The sequence below is a fragment of the Reinekea sp. G2M2-21 genome (assembly GCF_015687175.1).
Classification (GTDB): domain Bacteria; phylum Pseudomonadota; class Gammaproteobacteria; order Pseudomonadales; family Natronospirillaceae; genus Reinekea.
Genome location: NZ_JADPQG010000008.1, coordinates 181,510 through 195,732, shown reverse-complemented (window position 1 = coordinate 195,732; position 14,223 = coordinate 181,510). Strand labels below are relative to the sequence as shown.

Annotated in this window: 17 protein-coding genes; 7 read left to right on the top strand and 10 right to left on the bottom strand. The window is 48.4% G+C overall.

The window, feature by feature from the left end:
• The first annotated feature begins 21 nt into the window (after window positions 1-21).
• The 4 genes from IYN85_RS22365 to IYN85_RS22350 all read left to right on the top strand — a co-directional run bounded on the left by IYN85_RS22365 (window position 22) and on the right by IYN85_RS22350 (window position 2,893).
• On the top strand, window positions 22-1,197 hold the full coding sequence (locus IYN85_RS22365) for an MFS transporter (RefSeq protein ID WP_196161184.1): 1,176 nt from the start codon (window positions 22-24) through the stop codon (window positions 1,195-1,197).
• A complete protein-coding gene (locus tag IYN85_RS22360; RefSeq protein WP_196161183.1) occupies window positions 1,194-1,760 on the top strand; it encodes a nucleotidyltransferase family protein in 567 nt (188 codons plus the stop codon). The genes IYN85_RS22365 and IYN85_RS22360 overlap by 4 nt, the downstream gene beginning before the upstream one ends.
• Before the next feature lie 52 nt (window positions 1,761-1,812).
• Window positions 1,813-2,262 carry a hypothetical protein gene (locus tag IYN85_RS22355; RefSeq protein WP_196161182.1) on the top strand — a complete coding sequence of 150 codons (450 nt, stop codon included), beginning with the start codon at window positions 1,813-1,815 and terminating at the stop codon, window positions 2,260-2,262.
• Between the two features lie 196 nt (window positions 2,263-2,458).
• A complete protein-coding gene (locus IYN85_RS22350; protein WP_196161181.1) occupies window positions 2,459-2,893 on the top strand; it encodes a hypothetical protein in 435 nt (144 codons plus the stop codon).
• 115 nt (window positions 2,894-3,008) lie between these two features.
• Here the strand turns inward: IYN85_RS22350 and IYN85_RS22345 are convergent, their stop codons facing one another.
• Window positions 3,009-3,935, bottom strand: coding sequence for a DUF2167 domain-containing protein (locus IYN85_RS22345; RefSeq protein ID WP_196161180.1), 927 nt, complete (start codon window positions 3,933-3,935; stop codon window positions 3,009-3,011).
• Window positions 3,936-4,303: 368 nt separating this feature from the next.
• On the opposite strand from IYN85_RS22345, the gene IYN85_RS22340 reads away from it, so the two are divergent.
• Window positions 4,304-5,035, top strand: a complete 732-nt coding sequence (locus IYN85_RS22340; RefSeq protein ID WP_196161179.1) for an ABC transporter substrate-binding protein — start codon at window positions 4,304-4,306, stop codon at window positions 5,033-5,035.
• 47 nt (window positions 5,036-5,082) lie between these two features.
• Here the strand turns inward: IYN85_RS22340 and trpA are convergent, their stop codons facing one another.
• The 3 genes from trpA to IYN85_RS26230 form a co-directional block, all read right to left on the bottom strand.
• Window positions 5,083-5,847: a tryptophan synthase subunit alpha gene (gene trpA / locus IYN85_RS22335; protein WP_196161178.1), complete on the bottom strand. Its 765-nt coding sequence runs from the start codon at window positions 5,845-5,847 to the stop codon at window positions 5,083-5,085.
• On the bottom strand, window positions 5,847-7,109 hold the full coding sequence (gene trpB, locus IYN85_RS22330) for a tryptophan synthase subunit beta (RefSeq protein ID WP_196161177.1): 1,263 nt from the start codon (window positions 7,107-7,109) through the stop codon (window positions 5,847-5,849). Before trpB ends, trpA begins: the two co-directional genes overlap by 1 nt.
• A 125-nt stretch (window positions 7,110-7,234) precedes the next feature.
• A complete protein-coding gene (locus tag IYN85_RS26230) occupies window positions 7,235-7,369 on the bottom strand; it encodes a hypothetical protein (RefSeq protein WP_255533826.1) in 135 nt (44 codons plus the stop codon).
• Between the two features lie 396 nt (window positions 7,370-7,765).
• Here IYN85_RS26230 and IYN85_RS22325 point away from each other — a divergent pair, with 396 nt between their 5' ends.
• Window positions 7,766-8,179: a YkvA family protein gene (locus IYN85_RS22325; protein ID WP_230390909.1), complete on the top strand. Its 414-nt coding sequence runs from the start codon at window positions 7,766-7,768 to the stop codon at window positions 8,177-8,179.
• Window positions 8,180-8,200: 21 nt separating this feature from the next.
• Window positions 8,201-8,563: a VOC family protein gene (locus tag IYN85_RS22320; protein WP_196161176.1), complete on the top strand. Its 363-nt coding sequence runs from the start codon at window positions 8,201-8,203 to the stop codon at window positions 8,561-8,563.
• Between the two features lie 98 nt (window positions 8,564-8,661).
• On the opposite strand, the gene IYN85_RS22315 is transcribed toward IYN85_RS22320, so the two are convergent.
• The 6 genes from IYN85_RS22315 to IYN85_RS22290 form a co-directional block, all read right to left on the bottom strand.
• On the bottom strand, window positions 8,662-11,277 hold the full coding sequence (locus tag IYN85_RS22315; RefSeq protein ID WP_196161175.1) for a polysaccharide deacetylase family protein: 2,616 nt from the start codon (window positions 11,275-11,277) through the stop codon (window positions 8,662-8,664).
• A gap of 42 nt (window positions 11,278-11,319) precedes the next feature.
• Complete coding sequence (locus IYN85_RS22310; RefSeq protein ID WP_196161174.1) at window positions 11,320-11,847, bottom strand: 3D domain-containing protein; 528 nt, start codon at window positions 11,845-11,847, stop codon at window positions 11,320-11,322.
• Between the two features lie 279 nt (window positions 11,848-12,126).
• Entirely contained in the window at window positions 12,127-12,459 is a 333-nt protein-coding gene (locus IYN85_RS22305; RefSeq protein ID WP_196161173.1) for a hypothetical protein, read from the bottom strand.
• A 42-nt stretch (window positions 12,460-12,501) separates the two neighbouring features.
• On the bottom strand, window positions 12,502-12,825 hold the full coding sequence (locus IYN85_RS22300; protein ID WP_196161172.1) for a hypothetical protein: 324 nt from the start codon (window positions 12,823-12,825) through the stop codon (window positions 12,502-12,504).
• 94 nt (window positions 12,826-12,919) lie between these two features.
• A complete protein-coding gene (locus IYN85_RS22295) occupies window positions 12,920-13,228 on the bottom strand; it encodes a hypothetical protein (protein ID WP_196161171.1) in 309 nt (102 codons plus the stop codon).
• A gap of 468 nt (window positions 13,229-13,696) precedes the next feature.
• Window positions 13,697-14,053, bottom strand: coding sequence for a hypothetical protein (locus IYN85_RS22290; RefSeq protein ID WP_196161170.1), 357 nt, complete (start codon window positions 14,051-14,053; stop codon window positions 13,697-13,699).
• Between the last annotated feature and the right edge of the window lie 170 nt (window positions 14,054-14,223).

The following is a 14,223-nucleotide window of genomic DNA, read 5'->3' as shown; positions in this document are numbered from 1 at the left end:
AACCACTACTGTATATACATCATGCTTCGACTGCTACCCTTCTTATTCCTGATCGGCTTCTCCGGCTTCGCTCACTGGCTGGATCTGATCAACGTCCTGACGTACGTCGGTTATGAAATGAACGCGTCGCCGCTGCAGGTCAGCGGTGTCGCCATTGCCATGCTGCTGCCGATGCTTCTGTTCGGCAAACTGTTCGCTGCCGCGAGCCTGCGCTTTAACTTCCGGCAGATCATGGCGTTTACTATGATTGGCCGCAGTCTGCTGTCTATGTCACTGCTCATAGCGCCTAACGTTGAGTGCATTATTGCCGTACTGTTCTGCCGTTCATTGCTGATGGGCTTTATGCAACCGTCATTAGCTGCCTATGTTGCGCAACTGCAAAGCAAACACAATATTGCTGGTATTCTGAACATGATTGTCACCTCGTCTAAGGTTGTGGCGCCCGCCATTGGCGGATTGTTCGCGGTGACCACTGGTGAGCTGTCTGCCTTCGCCACCAGCGCACTGATCTCGGCACTTGCGGCATGTTTGGTGATCTGGACGCCAGCCACAACACAGCCTGCAACGAACTCAACCGCATCACCGGTAACAACGAAATTTCCGTGGCAACGTTTACTGACGTTCTGCTTGCCGGTCATTTTTATCGAAGGCTTGAGTCTGCTGTTTACCAACCTGATACCCTACAGTTTCAATTACTACGAGGTGCCTAAAATCACCCTGTCGCTCGCACTGTCGGTATCCGCCATCGGCAATCTGCTCACCGGTGCGTTTCTGGTTGCCCGGCCGTCCAATGCAACGGTTTATCCACACCGAACCATGTTTCTTGCCTGGGTGGGCAACAGCGTATTATTCGCCGTGCTCACCGCCGCGATGCTGACGACCGACTGGGCCGCTGTTCTGATTCCGTTGGTGTTTTTCTGCCTGGCCAGCACGAAGACCTTTTTCGATGTTTCTCTGAATCATTTCATTTTCAATCAGCCAAAACAGAAAGCAACCCTCTTGGCAACGATACGACAGTCTTCCGGCGCCGGGGCCGGTGTCGCACTGACGCTGATTGGCGCGGCAATAACAGGTATTTGGCCACCTTTCTTTGTGTTGTTATCGGCGACAGGTCTGTCTCTGTTGTTGTGCGTATCATGGTGGGCAGCCACCCAACGTTTAACCAGCCAATTCACTTTAGGTACATCAACGCCTTGAACAATCAACAACAACTCATCACGTGGATCGAACAAGACAGTCAACTTATGTCCTGGCTAGGCTGCCTTGAAACGCTGCGCATTCCACAAGCATGCATTGGCGCCGGCGCGATCCGTAATTTTGTGTGGGACAAGCTGCACGGATTCGAACAACGCACACCCCTTAACGATGTGGATGTGGTGTATTTCGATGACACCGATCTAGCCGCAGAAACGGAACAACACTTCGCCCAGTTGCTGAAAGCAACATTGCCGGAGGTGCCATGGGAAGTGGTGAATCAGGCCCGCGTGCATCAGTGGTATGTAACCGACAGAGGACAGGCAGTGCCTCCTCTGCAATCGGTCACCGACGGAATTGCCACTTGGCCGGAAACCGCCACCTGCGTCGGTGCATATTTGGAACAAGAGCAACTCAGGATTATTGCACCGCATGGCTTGAACGATCTGTTCGATCTGACGATCCGTCACAATCCGACTCGGGTATCTCACGCTTCCTACCAATCGCGGCAAAGTCAGAAGAAATTTCACCTAAAATGGCCGAAACTCACCCAAGCGCAGAACTAATCCTGCCTGACAGAGTCTGAAGGTCACTTGACTCACTGTTGAAGATTCCGCTATGAAAAAACACCTCACTTGGATCCCTGCCATTTACATCACCTTTGTCTTTATTCAATCGCTGTTTTTTAAATTTTCCGGCTCAGAAGAGACCGTCATTATTTTTTCCACCATCGGCACCTGGATGGGCAGTATCGGTTTTCCTGACACGCTGGCAGGTTATTTCGCGCAGTACGGTGGGATTGGCGTCGGCTCTGTTGAACTGGTCGCCAGTGTGCTCGTGTTATGGCCACGCACCCGGTTTTATGGTGCGGCAATTGCCCTGTTTGTGATATCTGGCGCGATATTTTTCCATCTGTTCACGCCGTTGGGCGTTAATCGCATTGTCGACGCAGCAGGCAATACCGACGGTGGGGTGTTGTTCATGATGGCCTGCGGTGTTTGGCTATGTGCCGCGTTTTTGATCGGCTCTGAATTCGTTAAAAAGCAGAACAAGACTTACGTTCACTAGATCGAGCAGCGAAAAGTTAGGCTCAATGTTCGGCACCTATTTTTGGTAACGCAAAATCACCGAACCAAGTAGATGTTGAACATGACGGATTTCATCAAATTAACGCCGTTCATGCCCGATCTTTACCGAATACTGCAGCCAGTGCGCTTCCGATAAACTACCTTTGGTGTTGGCAACTTAACATGAGGAAAAACTCATGATGCGTTACAGGATACGAATCGTTATGACCATCGGGCTAATGGCATTGCTCAACACAACTGGGTTCAGCGGCGGTTATCAGGGTTTGCATGGCGACTTAATGAAAGGACATGGTCAGCACTCCATATCGTTTGCAGATGTAAGAGCCAACTTGAATCTATCTACCGATCAACTTGAGTTACTGTCGCAAGTTGAGGCGTCGCATCAAATGCTCAACGATATGATGACCAACATTATGGCAAACAGCCGGGGGACCGACGGTAAGGTTGATCGCGGTCTTATGCGTGAGCAAATGCAGAGTAACCAGTTGGTGCTGCAGCAGAATGAGGCGCTCATGTCCGCGTTTATGAGTTCGCTGACCGACGAACAAAAGCAGCAATGGCAAGCGATTATGGAGGAAAAGGCGGCAGGCCGGCAGGATCATCGGTATTAAGCCGGACTGACTGGTGACACAATGTATTTGGTGACTCACCTTAACGCGGATAAATAAAACGACAAGAGGCAACCTACGTTGCCTCTTGTCGTTTCTGGTACTTGTTTTTTTACATTCAGGATTCTTTTTTGCGACCAAAGATCGACCGCAAAAGTGCACCAAGCCCAACCACGATAAATATTCCGAATTTCTTCAGAAATACCAGGGCTACCGCAAACAATCCGGTTTTGGCCAACACCTTACCAGCGACCAATCCCCCAATGCCATAGGCCGCCAGTTTGTCGATGCTCGGATCATAGTCCGCGTATGTATTTCCCGGTGTAAAACTTGGCATGGCCATCACGCTGGGAAGTGATTGTTCCACGTCGGCCAGCTGTTCAATACTGGCAATGAAGTTCATCACCAACACACCTTCACGCCCCAACACACGAACGTTGTAGTTGAGCGTTTCCGATTCGGCATCACCAAAGCGCAGAGTTTTCGCCCAATGCAGTTTTTTACCGATTTCATCGTAATACGGTTGGGCGGCCCAACCGACCAATTCGATGGTTTCATAACCGTTCTCAACACGCCATTCGCTGGACGCCCTTACGTCGGCTTTCATGTCTTTCAGTAGATCATCGTAATCGATTTTATGCGCATCTTTGTCCGACACATGGCCGTCGTTTTCAAAGTCGATGGTGACGCCCCAGGAGTCATCCGACATAGGGTGAAAGCGCGAAGGAAACAACATACCCAAGGACAACTCATTGCTGGGAATATTACCCCATGCATCACTTAATACGCGCTCTGTGTCTTGCGGCGACAGGTAATAAAAGCCCTCGGGTACGTCCAGAACCGCTTTACCACCGGGCAGACTGATAATGCCGTCCTGATAATCCAACGAATGGACAAACTCTTGCTCCCAGCGATAGTAAGCCTGTTCTTCTTCGCCCATCAGCGAGAGCGTCGCTTCATCGTATTCCGGCAAAACCGGGGTAGTGGCGTGACTCAAGCCAGCAATCATAACCAGCAGTGATAGTAGCGCAGTGTTTTTTAACATCGGATATCCTTTTATAAACAGTGTCATGCACCACAATGTGCATTCCTTGTTGACGACGGGGGTTGAAAACCACACGGAGCTTGCTGAAAAGCATTGAACCGCCCTCGCGTGACATGAGTAACTCGCAGCCAGCACGAGGGCTGAAGGCAATGAAACGGAGGTACCGTAGCAAAGATTCGAGAATAAAACCGGCACTCAGGTCAAATATTAAGCACAGTTTCTGTTCAATGTAACGTCACATAAAACGGTGCAAATTGATCAGCTGATCCTCAAACAAGGTTCGGCTACACTGAAACGATCTCCCCTGCTGTGAGCCTGATTACGTTATGAAACGAATCGTATTGATGCTGACTTTCACATGCTTCGCTATGACCCCGATTTCTGCACTATTCGCTGCAGACAGGCCTGATAAAATTATCTGGGCGACCCACGATCAAGACTGGTACCCCATCGACTACCGTGACGACAACGGAGAGTTTGTCGGCATCTTCGAAGAGATCTTTTCTGAATTGTTTGTCACGCGGTTGGATCTGGATGTTGAAATACGCAGACAACCGTGGAAGCGTTCGCAGGCCGAGGTTGAAAATGGCTTGGCCGATATTCTGATTACTCTACCCACGGATGAACGCAGGGTTTATGCTGAGACGGTACCGACGCCGTTCTTCAACATTGAATTCAATCTGCTGGTAAAGAAGAATCACCCAAAACTGAGTGCCATCGAAGCCATTAAAAACGTAGAAGACATCTACGATACCGACCTAACGTTGGTTTCCACTTACGGTAACGGATGGTATGAGTCCACGGTAAAAGCCGTTGGCATCAAAACAGAGTACGTTAAGACGGATGAACAGCAGATCCGCTTCTTACTGGCCAACCGTGCCGATGCATTAATTGACTTTCCCTTGACCATGAAGCCCTTATTGGAACGTCTGGATACGCAACACCAACTCATGTTTACCGAAACCGTTTTCTCGCGCAACAGTCTGCATATTATGGTAAGCAAGAAAAGTATGTGGATAAACCACCAGGACGAAATCAATGCGGCGCTGCAAGACATGCAGCACGATCCTAAATTCTCCGCATCTCAACGCATCCAATGAAAAAAAACCGAGCCAAGGCTCGGTTTAATGTGCCGACGCTCTTACACTTAGGCGAGTTGCGCGTCGACCAATAACTGACGCATCAGCTTCGCGGCTTCATCGCTGCCACTGTCGCGTTGCCATTCAATGTACTTGGAGCAAAAGGCCGCGACTTCAGCGGTACCGGTCAGGGCCTGTAAATCACTGGCAGCCCGCACCCCAAAACCAATAGCCAGAGGTAAATCGGTATGTTGACGAATCCGCGCAACGTACTGATTAAACTCTTCACCCCATTGCGTTTGCTTACCCGTCACCCCCATTCGCGACACAACATACACCATACCCCGAGCTGACTTGGCGATGCGCGCCACCCGCTCATCGGATGTATTGGGCGTTACCATTAAGATCGGGGCGATACCCAATTCGTCAAGTAACGGCATCCAGGGTTCAAACTCTTCGACCGGCATATCTGGAATGATCATCCCTTTAAAACCTGCTGCTGCTGCATCGCGGAACAGCTGCTCCAAACCGTAACGATACAACGGATTCAAATAGCTCATTAAAATGAAGGAGGTATTGGGATGTGCGGCGCTGACCTTTTTAGCCAGCTCCAACGTAGCGCGCACTGAGCCACCGTGTTTCAGCGCTTCGTAACAGGCATTCACCAGGGTGTGGCCGTCGGCCACCGGGTCACTGAAAGGAACCTGCAACTCGATCAGATTCACACCTGCCGCGACCAGCCCGGCAATCGCTTTTTCATTTTCATCGAGGTTCGGGAAACCGACCACCGCGTGAGACATCACCTGCAGCTTATCGTTTTGTTTCGGAAACATCAGTTACCCTCCTTCGTTGCATCGAACAATTCTTTAGCGCGTTCACTTTCGCGCTGTAAAAAGTCAGACCATTCCGGCTGCGGAAACGCGCGGGCAATGTTGAAAATATCTTTATCGCCACGACCACTTAAATTAATCACGATGTGCTGATCCGGGCGCATGGTTTTTGCGCGTTTAAAGCCACCGGCCAACGCGTGAGAGCTTTCCAAAGCAGGAATGATCCCTTCGGTTTTCATCAACAATTTGAAGGCTTCGGTTACTTCAGTGTCTAACGCCATATCTGGCGTGACCCGGCCGGTTTGCGAAAGATGCGCCAGAATTGGCGATACGCCGACGTAGTCAAGCCCTGCAGCAATACTGTGCGTGTCGCCCAACTGCCCATCTTCGTTTTGCAGGAACAGCGTTTTGTATCCTTGAGCAATACCGGTTTCGCCTGTGTTCGGCAGCATACGTATCGAGTGCTCCCCGTCTTTCAAACTGATACCACCGGCTTCGACGCCGACCAAGGCAACTTCAGGGTCATCCAAAAACGCGGCAAACGCGCCTATGGCGTTAGAGCCACCACCCACGCATGCCACCACTTCATCGGGTAAGCGACCAATCTGTGCCATTGCCTGTTGTTTCATTTCCTGCGAAATCACGCTTTGGAAATAAGCAACCAATTCCGGAAATGGAGCAGGTCCACATACTGTACCCAAGACATAGTGCGTGGTTTCAACCGAAGCTGCCCAATCGCGCAAGGCTTCATCCAGTGCTTCTTTTAACGTACGGGCGCCGGTTTCCACACCAACCACTTCTGCTCCCAACTGACGCATCCAGAAAACGTTGGAATATTGTCGTTCAATATCATCGGCGCCCATGTAAATCGTGGCGTCCAGACCCAAGCGTGCGGCCATGATTGCCGTTGCCAGACCGTGCTGCCCAGCTCCAGTTTCCGCGATAACGCGCTTCTTACCCATACGCTGCACCAGCAAACCTTGGCCCAGAACGTTGTTAACCTTGTGAGCGCCGGAGTGATTCAAATCTTCGCGCTTCAACCAGATCTGCGCACCACCCAGTTCTTTGGACAGGCGTCGCAGTGGCGTTAATGGCGTCGGACGGCCGCTGAATTCCTGAGTCAGCGTTAAATACTCCTGCCAGAAAGACGGGTCATCACGCAGTTCATTAAACATGGTTTCCAGCTCGGTCAGCGCTGGCAATAAAATTTCAGGGACATAACGGCCACCAAACTCGCCGAAATAACCATTTTCACTGCGGATCATGACATTTCCTCTTTCTGGGGTTGGTCACCCATTTCAAACACCGAACGGGTCAGCAACATTAACTAAACGGTTTAGTAAAGTTTGCTCCAGCTAAGGCGGCCTTGCAAGCATTTTTTTCATTCAATTTATTCGGCGATACGGCTAGGGAAAATGGACACCTTGGCATGAATTAGGTTCTCAATGGAAAAACTAACCTTCAAATTCAATGTACCAATGACTGGCGTAAATAGCCGTTCCGTCGCATCTGCTTTGGCTGACATAATTGACACGTCGCAACGGATTCAAGGGCATGGATGCCCTTGCAAGCGCCGCGCGGGCAGGGATGCACGCTCAAGCGACCGTTCGAAGAAAGTGGCAATTTAGGAAGAGCACCAAAGCGGGCGACAAAAGGGGGTTCAAGGGGATCGCCCCTTGGAGAGAAAAACTCTGAAAGGCACTTTCGTGTTGAACTACAAACCAATCTTCGGATCTGATGAGTTTTTAACGTCAAGAAATAAACTGTTCAGCCAGGTCGCAGATGCTCCCGAAATGAAAACTTACACGCTAAATACATTTAAGTGAGGACCATTCGGGGTGCTCCGCCCAATACGCGGCAAAGAACGCTTTACGGTGTTCATCCTAAAGGTTTCCGGTCACAATAGCCGACGTTTCTCTAGATGATGAGTGCAATCCCACCCATGCCCTTTATTCAGTGGCTTAAGCACCATGCCCGTCAGCTAAAACAGCAGACCCTGGTCGTCTATTTTGCCGCCCGTGACCCGCAGATGCCGCTGTTGCTCAAACTCTTAGCTCTGTTCATTGCGGCCTACGCGCTCAGCCCGATCGATTTAATTCCTGATTTCATTCCGGTGTTGGGGTACTTGGACGATCTCATTTTGCTGCCATTGGGTATTGCACTGGTGCTGCGTTTTACCCCCATACACGTACTGCAGCGCGCCCGAGATAAAGCAACAGAAACAGAAAAACAACCCAGCAGCCGTTTGATGGCGGCTTTTGTGATTGGCGTTTGGTTGCTTCTCGCTGCGCTGATGTTTGGGTATGGCTACCGGCTTTGGTCAACAAGGCAATAACTCAAACCAAAAGGAAGTTTGATGCTCCTCAAAATCGAGTCCGTTTTATATTTTGTCAATGATATTCATCGCGCCGCCCAGTGGTATGCGACGCTTTTCAATACAGATGTTCAGTATGAAAACCCACAGTTCGCTTTTATTCAAACACCGGGCTTGGTGCTTGGTTTTCATCCTGCCGATGCCAAGAACCCCAGCGGGCATAGCAGCAGTGTGGCCTATTGGGCGGTGGACGATTTTGAACTCACTTTAAACAGCCTCTTAGCCAACGGCTGCACGCTGTATCGTGGCCCTGCTAAAACCAGCTTGGACGCAACCGTTGCCATGCTGATTGATCCTTTCGGTAACCGATTAGGGATAACTCAACACGGTGCACAGGCCTGTTAAATCCGTAGATGCACCAAGTGAATATCGATTATACGATTTCAGTTCAATATTAAGAAAACGCGCGTCAGGACTGACGCGCGAAAACGGCGGCAACTATCTTAAGACGCCAAAAAGGTTTCGATGCGTTCAAGTAACGGTGTGTCTGGGTAGAGTTCCAAATAATACTGGTAGTATGGAACCGCTTCTTTCGTGCGACCCAGTTCAACAAGTGTATCGGCGATATTCAAATAGACTGGAATCCGCTTAGCGTCCAATTCTATGGTTTTTTCCAACCAAAACAGTGCCTCTGCGTATTGCTTATCTCTAAACAGGACAAAGCCATAATCGTTCGTGATACCAGGATTGCTTGGGTTATAAAGCATCGCTTTATGGAGCGCCTCCAGTGCCTTTTTATAATCTTGCGCCTGATACAGCTTTAGTCCTTCAGCGTGATACTCATTCGCCTTCAGCTTTCGCTTGGAAACGGACAATGTGGTGATTTCATCTGCAATACCGCGCTCAACATTATGTGCCAATTGCTTGTTGGTCAATTGAGCTATGGTTTGTTTCAGTACAGCATTTTCCTTCTCTAATTTCAGGACTTCCGCTTTTAAACGTTCAGTTTCGCTCAGTGCGGCGTCTGAAAGATTAACCGGAGCCAGCTCAAACAGAAACTCTCCGCCTTCGCTGCCGACCAAGTTGCCAAAGGCCGGAGTTTGATTGGAGCTTTCTGAAACCAACGGTGCCACAAACGCACCGAGTTCAGACGCCGTAATAATGTTATTTTGGTCCAGGTCTGCTTCACCGGCTAATCCCGCCAACAAGGTACCGGTGAAGATAGAATGGCCGTTTGCTCCGCCATCAGCCACTTCTTGATCTGCGCCACCGGCCGTCAAGATTTGACGCGCTTGCCGTGACGAAATTTCTTCAAGATACTTCGATCGCGCCACTTTGCCACCACTCCGGGTCAACGCAATACCGCTGTAACAGGAGTCCATGACAAAATAGACATGCTTAGCGGGAATCATGTCCGAAAAGTCCTGCAGATGAGTCATGGAAATCGCTTTGCTGTGAAACTTATCAAGCTCTGCGTCAAAAGGAATGATGTAGCCCAGGTTTCGTCCAGAAGGCAAAACGCGCGTCATACCGTGACCGGCGTAGAAGATAAACACACGATCATTCTCTTTTACTCTGTCTGGGTCAGACAAAATATTAGCCAGGTGTTCGGTAATATTTTCACGTGTTGCCTCTTCGTCTAACAACGTGAATACATGATCATCCTCAAAACCGTACTTAGCTTTGATAATCTTCTCGACACCTTGCGCATCGTTAACGGCATAACTTAATTGAGGCCAGTAACGGTAACGGTTAACGCCTACGATCAATGCCCAGCTATTGCCATACAATTGGCTCTTTGTCGCAGGTACATCGGCATTGTCCTTAGGTTTGGTTTCTTTCACCGCAGTGAAGGGCTGGCCGTCTATTGTTACGACCTTATAGCCTTTATCGGCTAGCGCTTTCAGCAAGTCTGGCAACGCCTGCACAGTCTGTTTATGGATATCATGAAACAGCAATATGCCTTTCTTTTTCTTCTCCAACTCATCCATCACGCGAGACACAATGGATTCTGGCATCGGGTCAGCCCAGTCCTTCGAATCAATATTCCACATAACCGAGCGCATACCCGAATCATGTGAAAGTTTGACGAGTTGTTCATTCTTTGCGCCGTAGGGTGGGCGAAAATTACTGATATCACCACCGGATACGGCCGTTAACAAACGGTTGGTATCCAACAGCTCCTGCTTTTGCTTTTCACTGCTGAGCTTGGTGAGTACCGGATGTGTAAAACTGTGGTTGGCCAGAATATGACCTTCGCTCAACGCGCGCTGTAGCTGCGCCGAACTTTTGCTGAGCTTAATGGTATCGCCGTTTACCGTACCTATGTTCTGGCCCACTGCAAAAAAATAAGCTTTAACATTGTATTCTTTCAAAGTATCCAAAATCGCGGCGGTATTGCGATTGTGCGGACCATCGTCAAACGTCAAAACCACGGTCTTGTCCGGAATTCCATAACCCCAGACAAGGTCCGATTTCGTATTATCTTCTGCGCCCCGAACAGCCGGTTCTTCAAGTGCGGGCGCTTGTTTGTTGAACTGCTCGTAAATATCGTTTCGATCGTATCGGGCTTGCAGGAAATCCAGGTAGTCCTGCCAAGGTTCCAACTCAAGTCCTCGGCTGCCCAATGTGCTGGTTAGCTCACTGATGTCTTTCTGGTAGGTCTGCTGAATCACCAGCATCTGTTGTTCCAGCTGACGCAATTGGCGTAACTCGGTTTGACTCAAGTAAGGAGCCTGCCCGTGCTCCATCAGCAGATTATCCACCAGATCTATAAAACTCAATCCGTCTGCGGCGCGTACTTGCGAGCCATTCAAATAGCGAAACAGCTCATTTACCTGCCTAGACCGCTCAGTGATGGGTGCCGAGAGCAGAGTCGTTTCCAGTTGCTGCAGCAACTGCTGTTTGTAATAGTAGTAGTTGCGTGCAATGAATGTATCTCTCTGCTGCGCAACTTCGTTGCTGGATTCGACGGATAAGAGAAACAGAATTTTCCGATTTAATTCAACAATTTCCTGAAAGGGTTGATCCGTTGCGATTGCGACATTCCCTAACAATCCCGTCACCAACATCAAGCTTATCGCGCAGTGCCGCAAGCGGGTTAGCCAGTTATCAATCATGATGATTCCCTGTTATGTAGAGTAAAAATGAATGTTTAAAATTTATAGATAGCAGATCGTATTCTTGCCGGTGACATTCCAGGTTTCGTGTTTGGCTGGAGTGCCTTCACCCGTATAGATATCAATATGCTTATTTTTAACTTTTTGACCGACATCTCGGGCGACAAAGGTTTTGCCATTGAGAAAGTCAGTTTGAGACTGTACATAGAATTGCAGACCGGAAGCCAGGTGGCTTGGGTCTGTCGCGGCGATACCCACCACGAGCGACCGACCGCTTGCGTCCAAGGGTTCGGCTGACTTGTGCCACTGCCGACCGTAATAACCCAGATACCACCCGTGCTGTGTTTTTCCCCAGCCTTCCATCTGCACATCGCGGAGAAAGTTAGCGTTGAAAGCAAGTGCACCCATGCCTTGTACATTGATCTGTCGTTTCTGACCCTGGTAATCAGCCTCAACCGGTGTGTAGTAACCGGTCACGTTCCAACCCGAACTGCATTGAGCAGACAACGCTGCACAGGATTGACAAAAAACCAAACAAAACAAAGTTGTTAGAGAAGCTTTTAACAGCATTCGCGCACCCGATACCTATGACAGCGCAGGATAATACCGGATATAGAACCCTAGTGACTACCGCCCAACGAACGCTGAATCAAGAAACAGATAGAATCCGATTAGAACGGAAGACTCAGGACAGGTTAAGTACATGATTTGCACTGTTCGTCTCCTGCCATACTCCGTTTGCTGTCAATGGGAAACAGAGAAGTAGACACCGAGGTAAAAAATCACCGGAAACTCCAAGATATACTTTAATTCCAGCGTTAATTGCCCCAATAAACGCTCAGTTTAGATCTAGCGAACCGTTAAATACTTAAAACCACGTATCATATTGTAGGTCTGACCATCAAACTCGACACAATAGTCCGAGTATCCTGATACCTTTTTACCCGACATATAGGCAGCCAACAACATGGCGTAGGCTTTGTCGTAATTAACATCACTGTCTTGGAGGACTATCGCGGTGGATCGGGTACAGCCGTTCGGATTCCCCCAGCCGTCGGCGTACATAAAAAAGCCACCCGTGTGAAACGCGATTGAATCAATGGTGTCAGCACTGATACCTCCTTTGCAGAAACCGATTGGCGCTATGGCTAATAGCAGAATTACAGTGAAATATCGCAACATTTTTAAATTTTCCTTTTCTGGTAGTGAATAAAAGAATCGAATCTATTTATGCATAGTGGTATAGCTAATTTGCGCAGCACTTGCTCGCAACTGCGCGCAGGAGTTTGATGCAGGATTGGTGTATCGAATTGTGAAGTTATCACCCGTGGCGTAGGCTGTTAGTGCAACGGTAAAGTATTTTTCCGCTTTCAGTGTATCGATAGTACCCAGTTCATGAATTGTTGCTGAATTAAGACTATCTCCCAGCCAAACCATATAACGATCATTCTCAATTTGGATTCGTTGAACGGATCCTCCGCAATACACGTTGTCTGCGTGAGCAAAGACAGATAGAGATAGCATTAATAAGACTGAGAGCCTTTTCATCTTAATTCCTTCATTTTACAAACGTTAATATTAACTTCTTTCATGGGTAACTAGTTTTGCGCTAACGAATAGACCACTAAAAATTAGGATTCCACTACGGCTCGTACATTGCGACTATCCGACACGTAGTTTCATCGATGTGAATCGCAACGGAAACGTCACGCGCTTTGGCAGAGAGCAGCAGCGCATATTCTTGATCAAATGTATCGCGGTTGGGGTCAAGACAAAATCGATTAGGCCACGTTGGGTAGCAAGTACAGTCCGATCTCGAAAAGCCAGCTTGACCGACGGACACGGTTTTGCCATCGTACCCGATAGCGAAGATCGTCAGTTTTCCTTGGTGCCAGTCGGCCATTGAAGTCGCTGACAGAAGTATCGCCAGCACAGTAAATACGTATTTCATGATGAATATCCCTTTTAAAAATCGTTATTAAATTTAAAAAATCGTTCAGATCTACCTTTGTTGTACAGGTTTAAAAGCCTAACAATTTATGTTGCCGACACAGATGTAACTTACATCGGCAGAATTCTCCCCACAATCGCTTTTCATGAACCTTCCTTTACTGCTCTGTAATTTACATGAGAGAAAAAAGCGATAGCCCTAAGGTTAACAACGCGATTGCGGTATAGATTGTGATTAACACCCAAAATAGAACTGGATTATCGCTTTCCCGCACAATTCGTGTTTCCGGTGTGCCGATACCTATATTTACAGCACGGGTCTTCAACGCCAAGCCAATAGCTAAGAAAATTATGATAGACCAGAGAATCAGTGCAGTGGATATCATCTGAAAATCACTCTACCCTATTTCTAGTACGCAAGATCATTTTTCCGCACATTCGCATGCAATGATCACTTAACCAGACCGTGCTATTTGTTCAAACGAAAATGGTAAAACCCAAAGTCAGCAAGGTTTGCCCAATTGAGTGAGCAACTGCTAAATTTGTCTTGATAAAACCACAATGTTACATCTTCAGACATGGCGACAGCCGACAACAACATGGAGTAAAGGCCTATGCACGCTTCGGCGGAAAAGGCTCCAGACGTTGAATTTAAGCCACATATGGTGACGTCCTTGAGACTCACATCTCCATTCCGGATGGTTGCGTAAACGCCTCCCCCAGTTGAAAGTGAAACATTCGAAACAAATCCAGTACAGGTTGGGTTAGCCACAACGAAAGAAGCAGCACCAAAAGAAAGTAATAATGCTATAATTTTCTTAAACATCTCAATATTCCTTTTTCCTTTCAAAAATAGAGTCTCCGTTCACTTAAAAAAATGCGCCGACTCACGGTCTTTCCTTTTTCGTGATCTGATCTCAAAGTTCTACGGAACTTTAATTGCTCTCTAACGAAGAATTACCAGGTGAGTCACTTTGGTGGAGCCGCCGTATAGGC